The organism is Terrabacter sp. GCM10028922, from assembly GCF_042666095.1.
In the GTDB taxonomy this organism is placed as follows: Bacteria; Actinomycetota; Actinomycetes; order Actinomycetales; family Dermatophilaceae; genus Terrabacter.
The window spans coordinates 107,180-127,811 of the sequence record NZ_JBHTFG010000036.1 but is presented as its reverse complement, the minus strand read 5'-3'; the positions used below and the strand labels follow the sequence as shown (position 1 = coordinate 127,811).

Annotated in this window: 17 protein-coding genes and 2 tRNA genes; 12 read left to right on the top strand and 7 right to left on the bottom strand. The window is 71.1% G+C overall.

The window, feature by feature from the left end; genetic code table 11:
- Nucleotides 1-2 precede the first annotated feature (2 nt).
- The 3 genes from mmsA to ACFQU3_RS23215 are packed head-to-tail and all read left to right on the top strand — an operon-like array spanning nt 3 to nt 4,237.
- Nucleotides 3-1,538 carry a multiple monosaccharide ABC transporter ATP-binding protein gene (gene mmsA / locus ACFQU3_RS23225; RefSeq protein WP_385914220.1) on the top strand — a complete coding sequence of 512 codons (1,536 nt, stop codon included), beginning with the start codon at nt 3-5 and terminating at the stop codon, nt 1,536-1,538.
- Nucleotide 1,539: 1 nt separating this feature from the next.
- Nucleotides 1,540-2,964, top strand: coding sequence for a multiple monosaccharide ABC transporter permease (gene mmsB / locus ACFQU3_RS23220; RefSeq protein ID WP_385914219.1), 1,425 nt, complete (start codon nt 1,540-1,542; stop codon nt 2,962-2,964).
- 25 nt (nt 2,965-2,989) lie between these two features.
- Complete coding sequence (locus ACFQU3_RS23215; RefSeq protein ID WP_385914217.1) at nt 2,990-4,237, top strand: D-arabinono-1,4-lactone oxidase; 1,248 nt, start codon at nt 2,990-2,992, stop codon at nt 4,235-4,237.
- A gap of 18 nt (nt 4,238-4,255) precedes the next feature.
- Here the strand turns inward: ACFQU3_RS23215 and ACFQU3_RS23210 are convergent, their stop codons facing one another.
- Complete coding sequence (locus tag ACFQU3_RS23210) at nt 4,256-5,494, bottom strand: AGE family epimerase/isomerase (protein WP_385914216.1); 1,239 nt, start codon at nt 5,492-5,494, stop codon at nt 4,256-4,258.
- Between the two features lie 70 nt (nt 5,495-5,564).
- The gene (locus tag ACFQU3_RS23205; RefSeq protein WP_385914214.1) at nt 5,565-7,172 is read right to left on the bottom strand and encodes a class I SAM-dependent methyltransferase; all 1,608 of its coding nucleotides are present in this window, start codon (nt 7,170-7,172) and stop codon (nt 5,565-5,567) included.
- 100 nt (nt 7,173-7,272) lie between these two features.
- On the opposite strand from ACFQU3_RS23205, the gene ACFQU3_RS23200 reads away from it, so the two are divergent.
- Complete coding sequence (locus ACFQU3_RS23200; RefSeq protein WP_385914213.1) at nt 7,273-9,372, top strand: glycosyltransferase; 2,100 nt, start codon at nt 7,273-7,275, stop codon at nt 9,370-9,372.
- A gap of 15 nt (nt 9,373-9,387) precedes the next feature.
- Here the strand turns inward: ACFQU3_RS23200 and ACFQU3_RS23195 are convergent, their stop codons facing one another.
- On the bottom strand, nt 9,388-9,924 hold the full coding sequence (locus ACFQU3_RS23195; protein ID WP_385914211.1) for a MarR family winged helix-turn-helix transcriptional regulator: 537 nt from the start codon (nt 9,922-9,924) through the stop codon (nt 9,388-9,390).
- A 133-nt stretch (nt 9,925-10,057) separates the two neighbouring features.
- Between ACFQU3_RS23195 and icmF the strand changes: the two genes are divergently transcribed.
- A complete protein-coding gene (gene icmF / locus ACFQU3_RS23190; protein WP_385914777.1) occupies nt 10,058-13,276 on the top strand; it encodes a fused isobutyryl-CoA mutase/GTPase IcmF in 3,219 nt (1,072 codons plus the stop codon).
- Nucleotides 13,277-13,369: 93 nt separating this feature from the next.
- A complete protein-coding gene (locus ACFQU3_RS23185; protein WP_385914209.1) occupies nt 13,370-14,134 on the top strand; it encodes a helical backbone metal receptor in 765 nt (254 codons plus the stop codon).
- A 124-nt stretch (nt 14,135-14,258) separates the two neighbouring features.
- Here the strand turns inward: ACFQU3_RS23185 and ACFQU3_RS23180 are convergent, their stop codons facing one another.
- The 3 genes from ACFQU3_RS23180 to ACFQU3_RS23170 form a co-directional block, all read right to left on the bottom strand.
- The gene (locus ACFQU3_RS23180) at nt 14,259-15,506 is read right to left on the bottom strand and encodes a cupin domain-containing protein (protein WP_385914207.1); all 1,248 of its coding nucleotides are present in this window, start codon (nt 15,504-15,506) and stop codon (nt 14,259-14,261) included.
- Entirely contained in the window at nt 15,506-15,694 is a 189-nt protein-coding gene (locus ACFQU3_RS23175) for a BatC protein (RefSeq protein WP_385914205.1), read from the bottom strand. The genes ACFQU3_RS23180 and ACFQU3_RS23175 overlap by 1 nt, the downstream gene beginning before the upstream one ends.
- Before the next feature lie 86 nt (nt 15,695-15,780).
- Nucleotides 15,781-16,602, bottom strand: coding sequence for a hydrolase (locus tag ACFQU3_RS23170; RefSeq protein ID WP_385914203.1), 822 nt, complete (start codon nt 16,600-16,602; stop codon nt 15,781-15,783).
- 60 nt (nt 16,603-16,662) lie between these two features.
- Here ACFQU3_RS23170 and ACFQU3_RS23165 point away from each other — a divergent pair, with 60 nt between their 5' ends.
- Nucleotides 16,663-17,547, top strand: a complete 885-nt coding sequence (locus ACFQU3_RS23165) for a hypothetical protein (protein ID WP_385914201.1) — start codon at nt 16,663-16,665, stop codon at nt 17,545-17,547.
- Between the two features lie 12 nt (nt 17,548-17,559).
- On the opposite strand, the gene ACFQU3_RS23160 is transcribed toward ACFQU3_RS23165, so the two are convergent.
- The gene (locus tag ACFQU3_RS23160; protein ID WP_385914199.1) at nt 17,560-18,912 is read right to left on the bottom strand and encodes an AI-2E family transporter; all 1,353 of its coding nucleotides are present in this window, start codon (nt 18,910-18,912) and stop codon (nt 17,560-17,562) included.
- 150 nt (nt 18,913-19,062) lie between these two features.
- On the opposite strand from ACFQU3_RS23160, the gene ACFQU3_RS23155 reads away from it, so the two are divergent.
- The 5 genes from ACFQU3_RS23155 to ACFQU3_RS23135 all read left to right on the top strand — a co-directional run bounded on the left by ACFQU3_RS23155 (nt 19,063) and on the right by ACFQU3_RS23135 (nt 20,617).
- Nucleotides 19,063-19,135 (top strand) — tRNA-Thr (locus ACFQU3_RS23155).
- 59 nt (nt 19,136-19,194) lie between these two features.
- Nucleotides 19,195-19,271: transfer RNA gene (locus ACFQU3_RS23150), tRNA-Met, on the top strand.
- Between the two features lie 169 nt (nt 19,272-19,440).
- Nucleotides 19,441-19,611 carry a 50S ribosomal protein L33 gene (gene rpmG, locus ACFQU3_RS23145; protein ID WP_034801502.1) on the top strand — a complete coding sequence of 57 codons (171 nt, stop codon included), beginning with the start codon at nt 19,441-19,443 and terminating at the stop codon, nt 19,609-19,611.
- Between the two features lie 104 nt (nt 19,612-19,715).
- On the top strand, nt 19,716-20,162 hold the full coding sequence (locus tag ACFQU3_RS23140) for a MaoC family dehydratase N-terminal domain-containing protein (protein ID WP_385914197.1): 447 nt from the start codon (nt 19,716-19,718) through the stop codon (nt 20,160-20,162).
- Entirely contained in the window at nt 20,162-20,617 is a 456-nt protein-coding gene (locus ACFQU3_RS23135) for a MaoC/PaaZ C-terminal domain-containing protein (RefSeq protein ID WP_385914195.1), read from the top strand. Before ACFQU3_RS23140 ends, ACFQU3_RS23135 begins: the two co-directional genes overlap by 1 nt.
- Nucleotides 20,618-20,632 lie beyond the last annotated feature (15 nt).

Here is a 20,632-nt window from a genome sequence, read left to right as displayed (position 1 = left end):
CCATGAACACGACGATGCTGTCGATGCGCTCCATCACCAAGGAGTTCCCCGGGGTGAAGGCGTTGTCCGACGTCAACCTCGAGGTGCAGCGCGGCGAGATCCACTCCATCTGCGGCGAGAACGGTGCCGGCAAGTCGACGCTGATGAAGGTGCTCTCCGGGGTCTACCCGCACGGGACGTACACCGGCGAGATCCACTTCGACGGGCGGCTGTGCGAGTTCAAGGGCATCCGCGAGAGCGAGGCCGCGGGCATCGTCATCATCCACCAGGAGCTGGCCCTCGTCCCGGAGCTGTCGATCCTCGAGAACCTCTTCCTCGGCAACGAGCAGGCCTCCGCAGGCAGGATCGACTGGCTGGTCGCGCGCCAGCGCGCGCTGGAGCTGTTCGCCCGGGTCGGGCTGCACGAGGACCCGGACACGCAGATCAAGAACATCGGCATCGGCAAGCAGCAGCTGGTCGAGATCGCCAAGGCGCTGGCGAAGGACGTCAAGCTGCTCATCCTCGACGAGCCGACGTCGGCCCTCAACGACACCGACTCCCGCCACCTGCTCGACCTGCTCCTCGGCCTCAAGGCCAAGGGCATCACCTCGATCATGATCAGCCACAAGCTCGCGGAGATCGAGGAGGTGTCGGACTCGATCACCATCATCCGTGACGGGCGCACCATCGAGACCCTCGACGTCCGACGGGGCGAGGTCAACGAGGACCGCATCATCCGCGGGATGGTCGGCCGCGACCTCGACCACCGGTTCCCGCCACACGAGTCGACCGTCGGAGACGTGCTGCTCGAGATCCGTGACTGGACCGTGGCCCACCCGCAGGACGCGTCACGCCTGATCGTCAAGGGTGCGAACCTCACGGTGCGCCGCGGAGAGATCGTCGGCCTCGCCGGCCTCATGGGCGCTGGGCGCACCGAGCTGGCCCGCAGCGTCTTCGGCGAGTCCTACGGTCACAAGCTCAGCGGCGAGCTGGTCAAGGAGGGAACGACGCTCCAGGCCAACACGGTCAGGCGGGCGATCGACGGCGGGCTGGCCTACGTCACGGAGGACCGCAAGAGCCTCGGACTCAACCTGCTCGACTCCATCCGGGTCTCGATCACGGCTGCCGGCCTGAAGTCGATCCGGGGCCGCGCCGGCGCGGTGGACGAGCGGCAGGAGGTCCTCGCCGCCGAGCGCTACCGCAAGAGCATGAACATCAAGACGCCGTCGATCGAGACGGGGGTCGCCAAGCTCTCCGGCGGGAACCAGCAGAAGGTGGTCCTCGGCAAGTGGATGTTCACCGAGCCCGACGTGCTGATCCTCGACGAGCCGACCCGGGGGATCGACGTCGGCGCCAAGTACGAGATCTACGAGATCATCAACCGTCTCGCCGACAGCGGACGCGGCGTCCTCGTGATCTCCTCCGAGCTGCCCGAGCTGCTCGGGCTCTGCGACCGCATCTACACGCTCAGTGCAGGGGTCATCACCGCGGATGTCCCGCGGGAACAGGCTAACCAGGAAGTACTCATGCGATACATGACCCAGCGAAAGGCTGACTGAGATGGCGATCGAGACCGCCCCCGCACCCGGCAGGCAGAGCGCCCCCGAAGACACCTCCATCGTCCGCGACATCCGCAACGCGCTCAGTGGCAACATCCGCCAGTACGGCATGATGATCGCCCTGCTGCTGCTCGTGGCGATGTTCCAGATCCTGACGGACGGACTCTTCCTCCAGCCGCGCAACGTCACGTCGCTGCTCGTGCAGAACGGCTACATCCTCATCCTCGCGATCGGCATGGTCATGGTGATCATCGCCGGTCACATCGACCTGTCGGTCGGTTCGGTGTGCGCCTTCGTGGGGGCGACGGTCGCACTGGCGATGGCGAAGTTCGACCTGCCCTGGCCAGCGGCCATCCTCCTCGGCCTGGCGCTCGGAATCCTCGTCGGCATCTGGCAGGGCTTCTGGGTCGCCTACGTCGGCATCCCGGCCTTCATCGTCACGCTCGCCGGCATGCTCCTCTTCCGTGGCCTCGACCTCATCATCCTCAACGCCGAGTCGATCCCCGTGCCGGAGAGCTTCCAGAAGATCGCCAACGGGTACATCCCGGAGATGGGCCCCGTGACGGGGTACCACAACCCGACGCTCGTGCTCACCCTCCTGGCGGTGGCGGTCATCGTCTACCTCGAGCTGCGCAAGCGCGCCGACCTGCGCAAGTACGGCATGGAGGTGCCGCGGATGGTGCTGAGCGTGCTGAAGCTCGTCGTCATCTGTGGCCTCTTGCTCGGCTTCGGTCTGCTCCTCGCCTCGTACAAGGGTGTGCCCGTCGTCGGTCTCATCCTCGGCGCCCTCGTGGTGCTCTACACCTACATCACCCAGCGCACGGTGCTCGGACGCCACATCTACGCCGTCGGCGGCAACTCGAACGCCGCCCGGCTCTCCGGGGTGGACACCCGCCGCATCGACCTCTTCGCGATGGTCAACATGGGCTTCCTGTCCGCGATCGCGGGCATGGTCTTCACGGCCTACCTCAACGCCGCGAACCCCAAGGACGGCGTGGGCTTCGAGCTCGACGCGATCGCCGCCGTGTTCGTCGGCGGCGCCGCCGTGGCGGGCGGTGTCGGCACCGTCACCGGCTCGATGGTCGGCGGGCTCGTGATGGGCGTGCTCAACCTCGGGCTGGCCAACCTCAGCGTCGACTCCAACTACGTCCAGATCATCAAGGGACTGGTCCTGCTGGGAGCGGTGGCCCTGGACGTCCTCTCCAAGTACCGAGGGCGCCCGAGCTTCATCGGCATGATCATCAACGGGATCAGCCGTGGACGCGGCACGCCCCCCGGACCCGCCAGCCCCACGCCGGTGCGAGCGGACGAGGCCGTCACCCCGACAGGTGTCGTGCATGTCGCTCGAACGCACCAGGACGACGTGCCCGAAGGCGTCCAGAAGCTGCCACCTCCCGACCGCGTCGAAGACGCCGAAGCGAGATGAGACGACACGAGCCAGACTGCTGCTCATGAGCATCGAGACGAACTGGGCCGGCAACCACACCTACCGCGCTCGCATCGAGAGCCCTCGGTCGGTCGACGAGCTCCAGGAGGTCGTGGCGCGTGAGACACGGGTGCGGGCCATCGGCTCCCGTCACTCGTTCACCGATCTCACCGACATCACGGACAGCGACGCCGGCGTGCTCGTCTCGCTCGCCGACATCCCGACCGCAGTGGAGATCGACGAGAGCACCCGCACGGCGCGTGTGACGGGCCGGGCGGCATACGGCGAGGTGGCGACCCAGCTGCACGCGGCCGGCTGGGCGCTGGGCAACCTCGCGTCGCTGCCGCACATCTCCGTCGCGGGTGCGGTCTCGACGGGGACGCACGGCTCGGGGGTCGAGAACGGTTCTCTCGCAACGTCCGTCGCGTCCCTCGACATCGTGGGTCCCGACGGCGAGATGCGTACGACCAGCCGTGGTGACGCCGACTTCCACGGAAGCGTCGTGGCGCTCGGTTCGCTCGGTGTCGTGACGGCCGCGACGCTCGACGTCGAGCCCACCTTCGACGTCCGCCAGGACGTCTACACCGGCCTGGCGTGGGACGCGCTGGTCGGCGACCTCGAGACGATCACGAAGAGCGCCTACAGCGTCAGCCTCTTCACCCGCTGGACCGATGCGGGGGTCGAGCAGGTGTGGCTCAAGAGCCGGGCTGGCGACGCGCCCACCGAGCTCTTCGGAGCGCTCGCGGCCACGACGACGATGCACATGCTCGAGGGTGGTGCGACCGAGTCGGTGACGCAGCAGGGAGGCGTGCCGGGTCCGTGGCTCGACCGCCTGCCGCACTTCCGGATGGAGTTCACGCCGAGCCGCGGCGAGGAGCTGCAGAGCGAGTACCTGCTGCCACGCGAGCACGCGCTCACCGCCATCGAGCGGCTCCGCGCCCTCGGCGAGCGGATGGCCCCGGTGCTGCAGGTGTGCGAGCTGCGCACCGTCGCGGCCGACGAGCACTGGCTCAGCAGCGCGTACGGCCACGACGTGCTCGGGGTGCACTTCACGTGGCTGCGCGACGTCGAGCGGGTGTATGCCGTCCTGCCCGCGATCGAGGCGGCGCTGCTGCCGCTCGGGGCGCGTCCACACTGGGGCAAGTGCTTCGTCGCGGAGGCCGTCGACCTGGCGCCGATGTACCCGCGGATGTCGGACTTCCGGGCCCTGCGCGACCGGGTGGACCCGGACCGCACGTTCGGCAACGCCTTCCTCGACCGCGTCCTCGGCTGACCACCGCCGTCGGCGGTGTCAGCGCAGCCCGCCCTCCCGCAGCGCCCCGGCGAACGACGTGATCTCGCCGAGCGCACCCGACAGGCATGCCTGGTAGGCGTGGTAGACGTCGGGCCGTCCACGCCACACCGTGCTCGACGGCGTGAGGTCGGGCGTCAGCTCATGGCGCCACGAGCCGTCCGCGGGGTCGACGAAGTGGTCGCGCGCGTGCTGCCACCAGCGGTCGTACCACGCCGCATACGTGGGGTCGCCCGTGGCGAGGTGGAGCGTGCGGGCGGCAGCGATCGCCTCGGTGACGACCCAGTGCAGCCGGTCGCGCACGACGGGGCGGCCCTCGAAGTCGGTTGTGTAGACGAAGCCCTCCTGCCCGTCGGCGTGCCAGCCCTCGTGCACGGCGACGTCGAAGAGGGACCGCGCGTCGTCGAGCAGCCACGCGGGCGCCTCCGCGCCGAGGGCTCGCCGCAGCTGCAGCGCCAGGCGCGACCACTCGAGCAGGTGCCCGGGGGTCACGCCGAAGGGGCGGAACGGGTCCGCAGGCAGGTCGCGGTTGTACTGGTGTCGCGGTCGCCAGCCGGCGTCGAAGTGCTCGGGCAGCCGGTAGTGCTCGTGCCGAGCGAAGCCGTGCACGACGCGCTCGGTGATCCGCAGCGCGTGGCTCAGCCACCGCGGGTCGCGGGTGACGTCCCAGGCTGCGAGGAGCGCCTCGAGCGAGTGCATGTTGGCGTTGACGCCGCGGTAGTCCTCGAGGACGGTCCAGCTGCGGTCCCAGACGTCGAGCGCCAGGCCCTCCGACTCGCTCCAGAACCGTTGCTCGAAGGTCTGCAGCGCCGCGTCGAGCAGGTCGTCGGCACCGGGCCGGCGGGCCGCTGACGCGCTCGAGGCGGCCAGGACGACGAACGCGTGCTCGTAGGCCCGCTTGTCGTCGACGTCGGGCGACCCGTCTGCGCGGACCGACGTGTACCAGCCGCCGTGCTCGGGGTCGTGGAGCAGGCCGCCGGGTGCGAACGTGGCCACGCCATGGTCGACGACCTCGGCGTATGCCGTGTCGTCCTCGAGCACGGCCAGGGCCGCGACGTGCGTCATCCGGGCCGTGATCCACACCTCGACGCCGCGCGACGGGTCGATCTGGCCGTCGTCGGTCAGCCAGCCGAAGCCGCCACCGGGTCGCTGTGCGTGGCGCAGCAACGCGGCGAGCCGGCGGCGCTGCTCCTCGAGCCAGGTGAGGTGGTCAGCGGACGGAGGGGGAGTGTCTGGCATGCTCCCCAGTCTGTCGAGGCTCCGGCCGGACCGTCTCGGGTGTCGTGGAACGAGACGCTCCCGGCGGTGCTCAGCCCCGGCGGAAGCGTGAGGCGTCCTTCTGCAGCGAGAGCCGGGTGAGGGTGAAGTCCGGGAGGATCGCGGCCCAGCGGCTCGTGACCTCCTGCTCGGCGGCGCGTACGACGTCGTCGAGCAGGACGCTCGCGCGCGGAGCGAGCCGGTCCTTGAGGAGCGGCACGGCCGGCAGCCGTACGAGCGGGCCGGTGGCGTCGGGAGGCCCGTCGACGAAGAGCAGGCCGATGTCGTGGAGGTCCTCGATGGACTCGAGGGCGTACCACGGGGTGTCGTGCCCGGGCAGGCCCGTGGGCGTCAGGGGGGCGTCGCGGACCTCCGCGACGTGGGCCACGCCGTGGTCGCGCAGCGTCTGGCGGGTCTGCTCGGCGTAGGCGGGGTCGTGGTCGAGCGACACGATGCGCGTCTCGAGCCCGAAGTGGTCGATGACGAGCGACATCCACAGCGTCGAGACGCCGCTGCCGCACTCGACGACGAGTGCCGGACGGCGGCTCAGGACCTCAGCGACGAGCGTGAGGACGAGGTCGGGGGAGGCGGCCCAGCCGCCCATGAAGGGGATGACGCCACGGACCGGCACGAGCGCGAAGAGGTTGGCGACGGCCTGGGTCTGGTGCATGGCCGTGAGCTCGTGCGGGTCGGTGAACATCTCGGGCGTCCGCGGTTCGGGGAGCCGGCGTGCCGTCTCGAGGGTCGAGGCCGACACGACGTGGAGCTCGCGCTCGAGGACCGCCAGTCGCTCGTCCAGGGCCTCGGTGCGCGCCTGCATCGACGACGTCGCGGCGGTGAGCTGCTTCTGCGCCTTGGCCCGGGCCGCGCGGTCCTTGTCGCGGTGGCGGCCGAGTGTGGCCTGAACCTTCTTCGTGCCGCGCTGTTGCAGCCAGGCCAGGGCCGCGACTCCGCCGAGCAGGACGAGGGTCACGAGCGTCACGGCGAAGCCCACGTAGCCGGTCGTCGTCACGAGCGCCACTACGACCGCGACCGTTACGGCAGCGACGGCGGCGACGGCGGCGACGGCGCCGAGGGCGAGCAGCCGGCTGCGCCGTGACGTGGATCCGGGGGGAGGCGCCGTCGGCGCCGCCGTGGGGGCGGGGGAGGCGGCGGGCTGGGGGGGAGTGCCGGAGGCCGGCGTCGCCGTGGGGTCAGGGGCCGCGCCCCGGTCCGCCGCCGGCGCGGACGGCGGTCCATCGCCGGATGCCGTCGACAGCACGGGCGCCGACGCCATGGCGTGGTTGCTCGTCACCGAAGAGGTGGCTCCCGCGGCCCCGGCGGCATCACCTCGACCCAGCTCGACGAGCCGGAAGCCATCGGCGTCCAGCCGACGCAGCGCATGCCAGCCGGCGACCGCCGGCTCGGAGGCACCGCTCGACTCGACGAGGAGCGTGGCGTCGTCGGCGAGGCGGGGGAGCAGCTCCGCCAGCGCCTGGTCAGCATCCGACCCGGCGAGCACGACGAGCCGCGAGGCGCGCGGCGCGCCAGGCGGCGAGACGCGGTCGGCCCCCGGGTGGGTCAGGTACGCGTCGGGGAAGTGCGCGGCGACCACGGCCGCGCGCGCTTCGTCATCCGACACCACGATCGCGGGGCCGGGCGGCCACTCCGAATCCGTCACGCGTGCACCCTAGAGTAATCCGGGCGGTGCTGTCCGGGTGGACGAGCCGCACCCTCGACCCGCGCCGGTGATCCGAGCCGGCAGACCCGTGGAGAGACTCGTGGACCGCACGTTCGACAGACCCGAAGTGTCCGTCATCGTCCCGACCGACCGCGGGTCGGCGTGGGTCGGCGCCTGCCTCCGCACGCTGGCCGACCAGACCCTCGAGCACGAGCGGTACGAGGTGGTCCTCGTGCAGCACGGTCCCGACGACGGCACCGTCGCTGCCGTGTCGCGCGCCCGCTCCAGCCACCCAGGGCTCCGGCTGCGGCACCTCACGCTCGACGCCTGCACCCGCGCCGCGGCCAAGAACGTCGGCCTCGCAGCCGCACTCGGGGACTGGGTGACCTTCGTCCACGACGACGACCGCGTCTCGCCGAACCTGCTGCGCGCACTCCGCGACCGGTGCGGCGACGGACGCGTCGCCGTCGCGTTCCACGTCGACACGCCGCCGAGCGGGCGCCCCGCCGTCTTCAGCGCGCCGAGGCTCGAGCGGCAGATCCCGTGCCAGGGCCAGCTCGTGCCCTTGGGTCGCGCCCCCTCCGCCCTCGGCAGCCTCGCGGCCACCATGCTCCCGGTCGACCTGGTCCGGCGGACGGGCTTCGACGCCGACCTGCCGACCGGCGAGGACGCCGTCCTCTGCGGCCGGATCCTCCTCGCCGGGGAGCCCGGGCTGTCGTTCTGCTCCACGGCCGACGACGCGGTGCACTACCGCTCGGTGGCGGCACGCGGCATACGCCAGGAGAGCCCCGGCGCCGTTCTCTCGGGCATCGAGCGGCTCCTCAGCCTGCCGCTCACGGACCGCACGGCGCTCGCCGCACGCGCGTGGATGGTGGTCGAGGAGACCGACCAGCTGAACCGCCACCTCCGGGCCCACCCGGAGGCGCACGGCGACGTCGTGGCCGAGCGACGCGCGCATGGCCTGTGGGCGGTGCAGCCCGCCCGGCTCAACCGCGGCGTGGCCCGCGACCTGGCGATCCTGCAGTATGCGGTCCCCGTCGTCGACACGTCGGCCAACGTCGCTGCCCGGCGGATCCGCGACGCCGGCGCGGTCGTCGACGTCCTCACGACCCAGCGCGACGACGAGCACGCCGTCGACCAGTCGTCGGACCTGGTGTGGTCCGAGTACGTCGACCAGGTGCGGACCGTCCCGACCAAGCCGGTGTGGTTCTGGTGGCCGGGTGTGACGGCCTTCGCGCGCCGCGGGGTCGAGCTGCTCGAGCGGCAGGGCCTCGCCGGCCGCTACCGCTCCGTCTACAGCCGCAGCACGCCCGTCGCGCCGCACGTCGTCGCGGCCCTCTACACGCTGCGACACCCCGGCGTGCGGTGGGTGGCGGAGTTCTCCGACCCGGTGCTGCACGACATCGACGGTTCGGTGCGCGAGAGCTCGGGACCTGCGGACCCGGCCCTGCTGGCCGAGTTCCGGGCCGCACTGGAAGCCCGCGGGGTCGTGCCACCCGCGTCGGACAACCTCTACCTGTGGAGCGTCACGCTGGCCTTCGCCCTTGCCGACGAGGTCGTGTTCACCAACGAGCACCAGCGCGACTACATGCTCGAGGACTTCCCCGACCCCGCTCTCGCTGCGCGGGCCCGGGAGGTCGCCGCCGTGCGGCCGCACCCGGTGCCGCCGGCCGAGCTCTACCGCCTCGTGCCGAGCGGCTACGACCTCGAGCCGGGGCGGGTCCACATCGGCTACTTCGGCGTCCTCTACGGCACTCGGACCCTCGGCGAGGTCCTCGAGGCCCTCCGGCGGCTCGACCCCTCGCTCCGAGACCGCCTCCGGCTGCACGTCTTCTCCCGCAGACCGGACGACCTCGCCGCCGACGTCGCCCGGGGCGGGCTCACCGGCGTCGTCGTCGCGCAGCCCTTCGTCGACTACCTCGAGTACCTCAGCCTCTGCACGCGCCTCGACGTCCTGCTCGTCAACGACGCCAGCACGAGCGAGACCCACTCGCGCAACCCGTACCTGCCGTCGAAGTACTCCGACTACGTCGGGTCGGGCACGGACGTCTGGGGCGTCGTCGAGCCCGGCAGCATCCTCAGCGGCCTGCCGATGGCCCACCGGAGCGAGATCGGGGACGTCGAAGGGGCACTCACCGTGCTCGAAGACCTTGCCCGACGGGCGACGTCGAGCGAGCCGGTTCGTTCTGCCCACGCCTGACGCGGGCGAGCATGCTCAGAAGTCGCCGGCGCGACCGCGCAGGCGGGTCAGCACGTCGACGAGCGAGCGCACGTCACGGGAGCCGAGGTCGGGCCGCTCGAAGACCTCCGCGTTGAGGGCCTTCGTCGCGCGTTCGGCGAGCTCGCGCCCGGCAGGCGTCAGGGCGACGAGCATGGCTCGTCGGTCCTCCGGGTGTGTCGAGCGGGTGACGAGCCCGGCGTCCTCGAGACGGTCGACGGCGTTCGTGACGCTCGTCGGATGCACCTGCAGGCGTGAACCGATGACCTTCATGGGCAGGGACCCTCGCTTGCTGAACCACAGCAGCATGAGCACCTCGTAGCGGGCGAACGTCACGCCGAGCGGCCTGAGCGTCGCCTCGACCCGGGCCAGGACGATCTGGTGGGCCCGCATGAGCGAGGTGATCGCGGCCATGCCGTCGGCCGCGGCATCCCAGCCCTGCTCCACCCACTGCTCGCGGGCGCGCGCGATCGGGTCGAAGCCGAGGCCCGCTCCTGCGGCGACGCCAGTGGCCGCGTTCGTCTCCGCACTCATGGCGCCATCGTAGGACCACGACGCGTTGACGTCCATTAGTAGGAAGTCCTAGTATTTTGGCGTCAACGTCGCACCCCGGAGGCCAGTCGTGACCGCGCAGTCGTCCCAGCAGCACCAGCCCGCCGAGCCCGCCATGCACCGGCCGAGGCACCACGTCCGGCTCGTCACGGCGAGCAGCCTCTTCGACGGGCATGACGCGTCGATCAACATCATGCGGCGCATCATGCAGACGCAGGGCGCCGAGGTCGTCCACCTCGGCCACAACCGCTCGGTCCAGGAGGTCGTCGACGCGGCCATCGAGGAGGACGTGCAGGGCGTCGCCGTGAGCTCGTACCAGGGCGGCCACGTCGAGTACTTCGAGTACCTCGTGCAGCTGCTCGAGGAGAACGGCGCCGGCCACGTCCGCGTCGTCGGCGGAGGAGGAGGCGTCATCGTCCCCGACGAGATCGCCCGGCTGCGCGACTCGGGGGTCACCATCTTCAGCCCGGAGGACGGCCAGCGCCTCGGTCTCGCCGGCATGATCAACCAGGTCGTCGCCGACTGCGACTTCGACCCGTGGGAGATCGGGGCACCGACGCTCGAGGCGGTCCTCGCCGGCGAGCGCGCAGCGGTCGCGCGTGCGATCACGGGCGCGCAGGAGGGCGACATCGACGAGGCGACCCTCGCCGCCGTCCGCGAGGCCGCCGCCCGCCGCCGGATGCCCGTCCTCGGCATCACCGGCACCGGCGGCTCCGGCAAGTCGAGCCTCACCGACGAGCTCGTCCGCAGGCTCCGCCTCGACCAGCAGGACAAGCTCCGTGTCGCCGTCCTCGCCGTCGACCCGACCCGCAGCCGCGGTGGCGGCGCCCTCCTGGGCGACCGCATCCGCATGAGCTCTCTCGACGGAGACCGCGTCTTCTTCCGCAGCCTCGCCACACGGGGCGGATCCCAGGTGCCGACGCACCTCGACGACGTCCTGTCCGTCGTCAAGGCCGCCGGCTTCGACCTCGTCGTGCTCGAGACGCCGGGCATCGGCCAGGGCGACGCCGCCATCGTCGACTACGCAGACGTCTCGCTCTACGTCATGACGCCCGAGTTCGGCGCGAGCAGCCAGCTCGAGAAGATCGACATGCTCGACCAGGCCGACGTCGTGGCCATCAACAAGTTCGAGCGCCGCGGCGCCGAGGACGCCCTGCGTGACGTCGGCCGCCAGATGGTCCGCAACCGCGAGGCCTTCGGCAAGAGCCCTGCCGACATGCCCGTCTACGGCACGTCGGCCGCCACCTTCAACGACGACGGCGTCACCGCGCTCTACCAGGAGCTGCGAAAGCTCCTCTCCGACAAGGGCATGCCCGTCGAGGAGGGCGTCCTGCCGCCCGTGGCGACCAAGCAGTCGACTCGCATCGCGACGATCGTCCCCGCGGCCCGGGTGCGCTACCTGGCCGAGATCAGCGAGACGGTCCGCGGCTACCACGACAAGACCGAGGCGTATGCCGCCGCCGCCGCGCGCGTGCAGCGGCTCGAGTCCGTGCGGGGCGAGCTCGCCGACGCCGGGGCATCCTCAGACGGCGTCGAGTCCCTTCTCGAGGCGGCCCGCAAGGACGTGCCGGCCGAGGTCGGCGAGGCCCTCGATGCGTGGCCGTCAGTCGTCGAGTCCTACTCCGGCGACGAGCAGGTCGTGCGCATCCGCGACAAGGAGATCCGCAACCCGCTGACGCGAGAGTCCTTGTCGGGCAACAAGATCCCGCGCGTCGCACTGCCGCGTTACCGCGACCACGGCGAGCTCGTCAGCTTCCTGCGCCGCGAGAACCTCCCCGGCTACTACCCGTTCACCGCCGGCGTCTTCCCGTTCAAGCGCGAGGGGGAGGACCCCGCCCGCATGTTCGCCGGAGAGGGCGACCCGTTCCGCACCAACCGCCGCTTCAAGCTGCTGTCCGCGGGGCAGCCGGCGACCCGCCTGTCGACCGCCTTCGACTCCGTGACCCTCTACGGCCGTGACCCCGACCCGCGCCCCGACGTCTACGGCAAGGTCGGCACGTCGGGGGTCTCCATCGCGACGCTCGACGACATGAAGGCCCTCTACGACGGGTTCGACCTCGTCTCGCCGACCACCTCGGTGTCGATGACGATCAACGGCCCCGCGCCGACGATCCTCGCCTTCTTCCTCAACACCGCGATCGACCAGCAGGTCGACGCCTTCACGGCGCGGGAGGGCCGCGAGCCCAGCGACGACGAGCGCGCCGAGCTCACGGCATACGCCCTCGCCAACGTCCGGGGCACGGTGCAGGCCGACATCCTCAAGGAGGACCAGGGCCAGAACACCTGCATCTTCAGCACCGAGTTCAGCCTGAAGATGATGGCCGACATCCAGCAGTGGTTCATCGAGCACCAGGTGCGCAACTTCTACTCGGTGAGCATCTCCGGCTACCACATCGCCGAGGCCGGGGCCAACCCCATCAGCCAGCTCGCCTTCACCCTGGCCAACGGGTTCACCTACGTCGAGAGCTACCTCGCGCGCGGCATGAAGATCGACGAGTTCGCGCCCAACCTCTCGTTCTTCTTCAGCAACGGCATGGACCCCGAGTACTCCGTGCTCGGCCGCGTCGCGCGCCGTATCTGGGCGGTCGCGATGAAGGAGAAGTACGGCGCCAACGACCGCAGCCAGAAGCTGAAGTACCACGTGCAGACGTCAGGCCGCTCGCTGCACGCGCAGGAGATGGACTTCAACGACATCCGCACGACGCTGCAGGCGCTCATCGCCATCTACGACAACGCGAACTCCTTGCACACCAACGCCTACGACGAGGCCGTGACGACGCCGTCGGAGGAGTCGGTGCGCCGCGCGCTCGCCATCCAGCTCATCATCAACCGTGAGTGGGGTCTCGCGATGAACGAGAACCCCCTCCAGGGCTCCTTCGTCATCGACGAGCTGACCGACCTCGTCGAGGCGGCCGTCCTCAAGGAGTTCGACCGCATCACCGAGCGCGGCGGCGTGCTCGGCGCGATGGAGACCGGCTACCAGCGTGGCCGCATCCAGGACGAGTCGATGCTCTACGAGCACCGCAAGCACGACGGCAGCCTTCCCATCATCGGCGTCAACACGTTCCGCAACCCGCACGAGGGCGAGACCCCGCGCAAGGTCGTGCTCGCGCGGGGCACCGAGGAGGAGAAGCAGAGCCAGCTCTCCCGCGTCCGCGCCTTCCGCAAGGAGCACGAGGTGGAGGCGAAGGCCGCGCTGGAGGAGCTGCGCGCCGTGGCGATCGAGGGCGGCAACGTCTTCGACGTCCTCATGCGCGCCGCTCGGGTCTGCTCGCTCCAGCAGGTCACCGAGGCCTTCTTCGAGGTCGGCGGCCAGTACCGTCGCAACGTCTGACCCGATCTCCACCGTCGAGAGGCCAGGACCTGCGGCCCCCTCACCGTCGAGAGGCCAGAAGTTGCTGCCCTGTCACCGTCGAGAGGCCAACACATGCGACCCGTGACGCTGGTCGACGACCTGGCGTATGCCGTGTCGTTGCCGACGCCGCCGCGCCGGGTCGTGTCTTTGGTGCCGTCGATCACCGAGGCGCTCGCGACGAGCTGCCCTGAGCGGCTCGTCGGCGCCACCGACTGGTGCACGCACCCGGAAGGCATGGCGGTGCGACGGGTCCGAGGCACGAAGAACCCCGACCTCAAGGCCGTCGCGGCCCTCGGGCCTGACCTCGTGGTGGCGAACAAGGAGGAGAACCGCGAGCTCGACGTGCGCCGGATGCGGGAGGCCGGGTTGGCGGTGTGGGTGACCGACATCGAGACGGTGCCGGGTGCCCTCGACTCACTCGGACGGCTGTTCGGTGAGGTGCTCGAGGTGGGCACACCCGCCTGGCTCGCGGCGGCTCGTGACGAGTGGGCGGGTCCCGTGCCCGAGCCGTCCCGCGAGGTCGCGGTCGCGATCTGGCGTGACCCGTGGATGGCCGTCGGCCGCGACACGTTCACAGGCGACGTCGTGGCCCGGCTCGGCTGGCGCAACGTCCTCGCCGACCACGCCGATCGCTATCCGCACGTCGAGCTGGCCGACCTCGACCGCGCGGGTCTCGTCGTCCTGCTGCCCGACGAGCCCTACGTCTTCACGGCCCACGATGGACCGGAGGCGTTCGCGCACGCCCGCACGGCACTCGTCAGCGGACGTCTGCTCACGTGGTACGGCCCCTCGCTCGTCGGCGCCAGGAAGGCCCTCACCGACGCCGTCGACGCCTGAGCACCGCGCAGGGAGTGGCCTCTCGACGGTGAGCACACCGCAGAACGTGGCCCTTCGACGGTCAGCACCCCGCAGAACATGGCCTCTTCGACGGTCCAAACCGTCGAGGGGGCAGTCTGCGCGGTCAGTCCTCGGCGACGACGAGCAGTCCGGCGAGCATGAGAGCCCTGGCGAGCTCGATCCCGACCATGTCGGCCCGGAGCACGCCGTCGTCGATGAGGGCGACGAGAGTGCCGACGTCGTGCGGCTCGACCGCCACGTGGGCGATCCGGCTGTGCAGCGTGACCGAGCCGTCCGAGTCCTGGACGAGCCGGGCTGCCACGTGGGGCCGCAGACGCAGCCCCGTGTCAGGAGTGAGCGCCTCGGCCGCGGCGACCTGCGCGAGGGGGCTGATCGGGGAGGGCCGCTGAGCGCCAGATGCTCGGACCTCGAGGGCGTCGACGACGTCTCCGGGCTCGATCTCGCGCATCGCCTGCACGAGCGCCTCGCGGACGATCTCGACGTCGGGGGCGAGAGCGGTTCGGTCGAAGCCGGACGGGGTCACGTCGAGGGACGCCCGCACCCGCTCGTCCCGGCTCGCCGTGGCGAGCGCGATCGAGACCAGCTCGTCGGCGACGTGGCGCCGGGTCCAGACGTGGATGCCGAGGGTCAGGTGGGTGCTGACGCCGCCGAGGGCGGTCGCCGAGTGCACCCAGCCACGCGGCAGGTACAGCACGTCGCCCGGATGCAGCGTGAACTCGTGCTCCGGGGGGTGCTGCGCCGCCTCCTCGACCTCGGCACGGTGGTCGGTCCACGGCTCGTCGCGCAGCGGGGCCGTGTGGACGGGCGGGTGCAGGCGCCAGCGTTTCTCACCGCCCATCTGCACCACGAAGACGTCGTGGACGTCGTAGTGGTCGCTGAAGCCGGTGTTCTGGCTCGGGGTGACGTAGGCGTTGGCCTGCACGGGGTGACCCAGCTCCTCGGCGAGCTGCTGGGTGAAGTCGATGAGCGGACCCCACGTGCGGTGCAGACCCTGCAGGACGATGGTGGAGCCGTCGGCGAAGAGGCGAAGCAGCTTGTCGTCACTGACCTGGTCGCCGACCGTCGCACCGACGCCGCCGCCCTGCGTGAACTCGCGGTCGCCGAGGGTGCGGCCGTTCCGGGCAACGCGCAGGAACGGCGCGCGCAGCCCGCGCCGCGACACGAGCTCGTCGACGGAGCCCTCCCCGAACAGGTCGAGGATCCCGCCGGGAAGGTCGTCCACACGCGTGAGCAGGGGCGTGCGTCCCCAGTGGTCACGCGCGAACGTGTCGGCGTCGACCGGCACGAGACGTCGTAACGCCGAGCGCCCACGCGGCTGCGTGGGCGCCCGGCCCGTCGTGCCAGCGGTCATCAGGCTCCGCCGTCTGCACCGCCGTCGTGGCTCTCCACGTCGGCTCCGCCGTCGGCGGGTCCCTCGGTGTCTGCTCCTCCGTCAGCTCCGCTGTCGTGGCTGCCCACGTCGGCTCCGCCGTCGGCCGGGCCCTCGGTCATCGGGTCGTCGCTGGTGTCGCCCACCGGGTCCAGCGGGTTGTCGCTCATGGCTTCTCCTCCAGAGGGTGCGAGGCGGCGCCGGACGACGCCGTCGCAGTTGACCTACCCGGTCGCCGGGCCTTCTGCACGCCCGGTCACGTCAGGTGGTCGAAGTCCCCGCGCGTCCAGGCTGCATGGCGGTCGGCGGAGCGGCGGACCACCGTCTTGGCGTCAGTTGGCACGACGGCGCCGAAGTTGTTGTAGAGGCGGTCGTAGTGCAGCCCCTCGAGCTGACGTGCGATGCGCTGGACGACGTTGCCCGACAGCGGGATCCGGTTCGGGTAGCTGCGCAGGAAGCTCACCGTCCGCCGGTCCGGGTTCGGGAAGACGGCGTCGCCGGCGAGCAGCACCCCGCGGCCGTCCGCACCGGCCTGCCACTCGACGACCGCCTGCCCGCGGAAGTGCCCGCCCACCCGGTGCAGCGTGAGGCCGGTCGCCACCTCGCGCCGTTCGTCGTACAGCTCGACGAGCGGGTCACGGCGTCGCACCCATTCGGCGTCGGGGGAGGCGACCAGGACCGGCACGTCGCCGAGTGCGCGCGCCCACTCCGTCTGCACGCCGTACATGTGCGGGTGGCTCGCGGCGACCGCGAGCGTCGGCCCGAGCGACCGCACGAAGGAGACGGCTGCGTCGTCGACGTAGCCGACGCAGTCGAAGAGCAGCACGCCCTCCGCAGTGCGCACGACCATGGTCTGCTGGCCGATGCCGACCGCAGGGTCGGCCCTCAGCCCCCAGAGGTCGTCCTCCACGGGGTCGATCGTGATCCGTGTGCCCGCCTCGCGAAGCTCACTGAGGGTGGTCCACCGTTGGCCCGACTCGGGCACCCACTGACGCTCGTCCTCGCACACGGCGCACTGCGCCGGCGGCTCCGCGAGGTCATCGGTCTCGACGGCACAGGTCGCACAGATCCAGATCACGGGGTCCAGACTGCCCGTCAGGAACGGGCTGCACCACCCGGTTTGGGGCAGGATGCAGGGGTGATCCTGCACCTGCGCGCCGCCGTCGAGCAGCTGTATGCCGCTCCGCCGGCTCAGTTCACCCCGCTGCGCTCTGAGCTGGTGGCGCAGGCGAAGTCGGCCGGCGAGAAGGAGCTTGCCGCCTCGATCGGTGCGCTGCGCAAGCCGACGGTCGCTGCGTGGGCGGTCAACCACTTCGTCCGCGGGCACGCCGACGAGCTCGAGGAGTTCAGGACCTTCGCGGAGCTCCTCCGCGAGGCGCAGCGCAGTCTCGACGCCGACCAGCTGCGCGTGCTCGGGCGTGAACGCTCCAAACGTGTCGACGCCCTCGCGGACCGCATCGCCGAGGTGGCCGCGGCCGAGGGGCAGAAGCTGGGTGCAGGCGTGGCGCAGGAGGTGCGAGACACCCTGACGGCGCTCATCGCCGACGAGGACGCGGAGGCCTCCGTTCTCACCGGTTCGCTCGTGCGGGCCCTGAGCTACTCCGGATTCGGTTCGGTCGACGTCGAGGACGTCGTGGCCCTCGGTACGGCCGGCGACGGCGACGAGTACGCCGACGAGGCCCGTCCCTCCCTGTCCGTCCTTCCCGGTGGGGGAGGCGACACCGTCGACCTCGAGGAGCGACGCCGGGCCAAGCGCACCGCGGAGCGCGCGAGGCTCCAGGCCGCGCTGGACGTCGCCCGAACCGAGCTGCGCACCGCCGACCGGCAGGTCGCCGTCCTCACGGCCCGGCACGAGGAGGTCACCGAGGGCATCGCCGACCTCGAGCGGCGGCTCGCCACGGCACGCGCCCGGCTGGAGAAGGTCACGGGCGAGCTCGACGAGGCGGCCGGCATACGTGATCGGCGCGAGCAGGAGGAGGCGGCGGCGCAGGAGGCTCTCGACGCCCACGACGCTGCCGACTGACGCGGGGGCCGCTCAGCCGCGGCGCAGCAGCCGCTGCAGCAGCGCCGGTCCCTGCTCCGGGTCGACCGCCGGCTCGCCGCCGGCCTCGGTCGGAGGTTCCTCGTCGTCGCCGTCCCCCTCCCGCTCGCCCGGCTGGAGCTGCGCGAGGTGGGGGAGCAGCTCGTACTTGTGCGCGTAGATGTCGAAGAGGGCCAGCATGAGCGCTGCGACGGGCACGGCGACGAAGGCGCCACCCACGCCGAAGAGCGAGGCACCGAAGAGCACCGAGCCGAACGACACCGCGGGGTGCACGTCGACCGCCTGGGCCGAGATCCGCGGCTCGATGGTGAGGTTCTCGACCTGCTGGTAGACGAGCGCGAAGGCCAGCATCGCGAGCCCCTGCCACGGCTGGTCGCCGACGAGCCCCACGAACACCGGCAACGCGATCGCGATGTAGGTGCCGACGTTGGGCACGAACTGCGCGACGATGCCCGTCCACACGCCGAGGGCCAGCCAGTACGGCATACCGATGATGAGCATGAACAGGCCGCTGAAGCCCCCGCAGATGCCGGCGAGCACGAGGCGTGCCGCCACGTACCCTCCGGTCTTGCGCACCGCGAGCTCCCAGGCGACGCCGACGACCTCCTGCTGGCGGGGCGGCACCAGCTGGGCGACCCAGCGGCGCAGCCGGGGGCCGTCGGCGGAGAAGTAGTAGGTGAAGAACGCAAAGGTGAGGCTGCCGAACGCCGCTCCGAGGACCGCGGCGACGACGCCGAAGAGGCCACCTGCGAGGTTCTGCGCGACCGACGCGAGTGCCGTGGTGCCGATGCCGAGCTGGTCGAGCAGCTTCCGGTAGTCGAGCGTGATGCCGAAGGTCTCGTTGGCCCAGGCGGCCAGGCTCTCGACGAGCGAGGGGACGGCTCGCACCAGCGTGGCGATCTGCTCGCCGAGGAGCTGTCCGAAGACGACGAGGAAGACTGCGAGGAAGACGACGGTGCCGAGCATGACGAGGGCGGTGGCGAACCCGCGTCGCATGCGTCTGCTGAGGCGGGCGACGGCAGGCTCCATCGCGATCGAGGCGATGACCGACATGACGAGCATGAAGATGACGTTGCCGGCGTCCGAGAGCACCCACTTGCCGATGGCCGCGAGCGCGACGACGGCGACGACGGTCCAACCTGCCCGCCACATGCTGCGCCGGTCGAAGTGCACGCGCACCTCCGTCGCGTCCACCTCCCGGTAGGGCTCGAACGGGCTCCGGGTGCTGCGTCCCGGCAGCGTCCTCGACGCCGGCACCGAGTCCGGGCTCGACGGGCTCGACGGGCTCGACGGGCTCGACGGGCTCGACGGGCCGGCGGCGGTCGCTGCTTCGGGGCGATCGGTCATGGCCCGATCCTGTCAGGCGCCGGGCACCCCACGAGGGGGCCCGCGGAGTGCTGGGTCGATTTCGTATCCGCGCCGCCGACCGTGTAGTCTCACCGTCGCACAACAGGTCGACCTTGGCCCGTCCGCGTGACGGTCTGCAGTGTCGGCCGCGCCCCAATAGCTCAGTCGGCAGAGCGTTTCCATGGTAAGGAAAAGGTCTAGGGTTCGATTCCCTATTGGGGCTCTGGTCGGTCGGGCCCCGGTCCGTCGCAGTCGCGGCGAGGTCGGGGAACGGCAGCCCATGGCGGGGTAGCTCAGCTGGTTAGAGCGCACGACTCATAATCGTGAGGTCGCGGGATCGAGCCCCGCTCCCGCTACCACTTCAGCGTGCACCCGCGCCGATTTCTCGAATCGTCCGGGTGTCGCGTAACCTTGGACGTCGCGCCTGCGTGTCACCCCGGGATGCCGCCCGGAACGCGTGACGCTCCGCGCGACACCCGTCGCAAGACGACCGAACACCAAAGAACGTTCCCGAAAGAGCAGGTTGCCGTGGCCAGCAAGAGCACCGACGTCCGTCCCAAGATCACGATGGCGTGCGTGGACTGCAAGGACCGCAACTACATCACGAAGAAGAACCGTCGGAACAACCCCGACCGTCTCGCGATGAACAAGTTCTGCCCCAAGTGCGGCAAGCACACGGAGCACCGCGAGACCCGCTGACCCAGCGCGATCCCCTGACCGCTCCCTCGGCCACCCGGCCGGGGGAGCGTCGTCGTTCCCGGACGCGTCGGGCCGGGGTCGGTGACGCTCGATAGGGTGCCCGTATGCCGGTGAACGCAGACTTCCAGGGCCGGGTCTACCCGCCCACCGAGACCTATCGGGTCAGTGCCGCCAAGATCCGCGAGTTCGCCGAGGCCGTCGGCTCGTCCGACCCGGTGCACGTCGACGCCGCCGTCGCCCGCGCGCGTGGCTATGCCGACGTCATCGCACCCCCGACGTTCGCGGTCCTCATCGCCCAGCAGTGCGACGCGCAGCTGGTCAACGACCCGGAGGCCGGCATCGACTTCTCCCGCGTCGTGCACGGCGAGCAGCGGTTCACCCACCACCGGCCCCTCACCGCTGGCGACGCCGTCGTCGGCACGCTCCACGTCGACGCGGTGCGTGAGGCGGGCGGGCACGCCATGGTCACGACCCGCACCGAGCTGGCCACCGAGACCGGCGAGGCCGTCTGCACGGCCACCTCGACCATCGTCATCCGAGGAGACGAGTGATGAGCACCCAGCCCACGGCCCCCGCGCCCGTGACGGTCCGAGCCTTCTCCGACGTGTCGGTCGGCGACGCACTGCCGTCGATTACCGTTCACGTCGACCGCGCCCGCCTCGTGCAGTATGCCGGTGCGTCGCTCGACCGCAACCGGATCCACTGGGACGAGCCGTTCGCCAAGAAGGTCGGGCTGCCCGATGTCATCGCACACGGCATGTTCACGATGGGTTCGGCCGTCACACTCGTGACCGACTGGGTCGGCGACGCCGGCCGCGTCGTCGAGTACGGCGTCCGTTTCACCCGGCCCGTCGTCGTCCCCTACGAGACGGGCGCCGACATCGAGGTCTCCGGCGTCGTCAAGGCGGCCGACCCGGAGACGAAGCGCGTCACCGTCGAGCTCACGGCGACCGCCGACGGCGCCAAGATCCTGGGCCGCGCGCTCGCCGTCGCCAGGCTCGACTGACCGGGCCGGTCCACC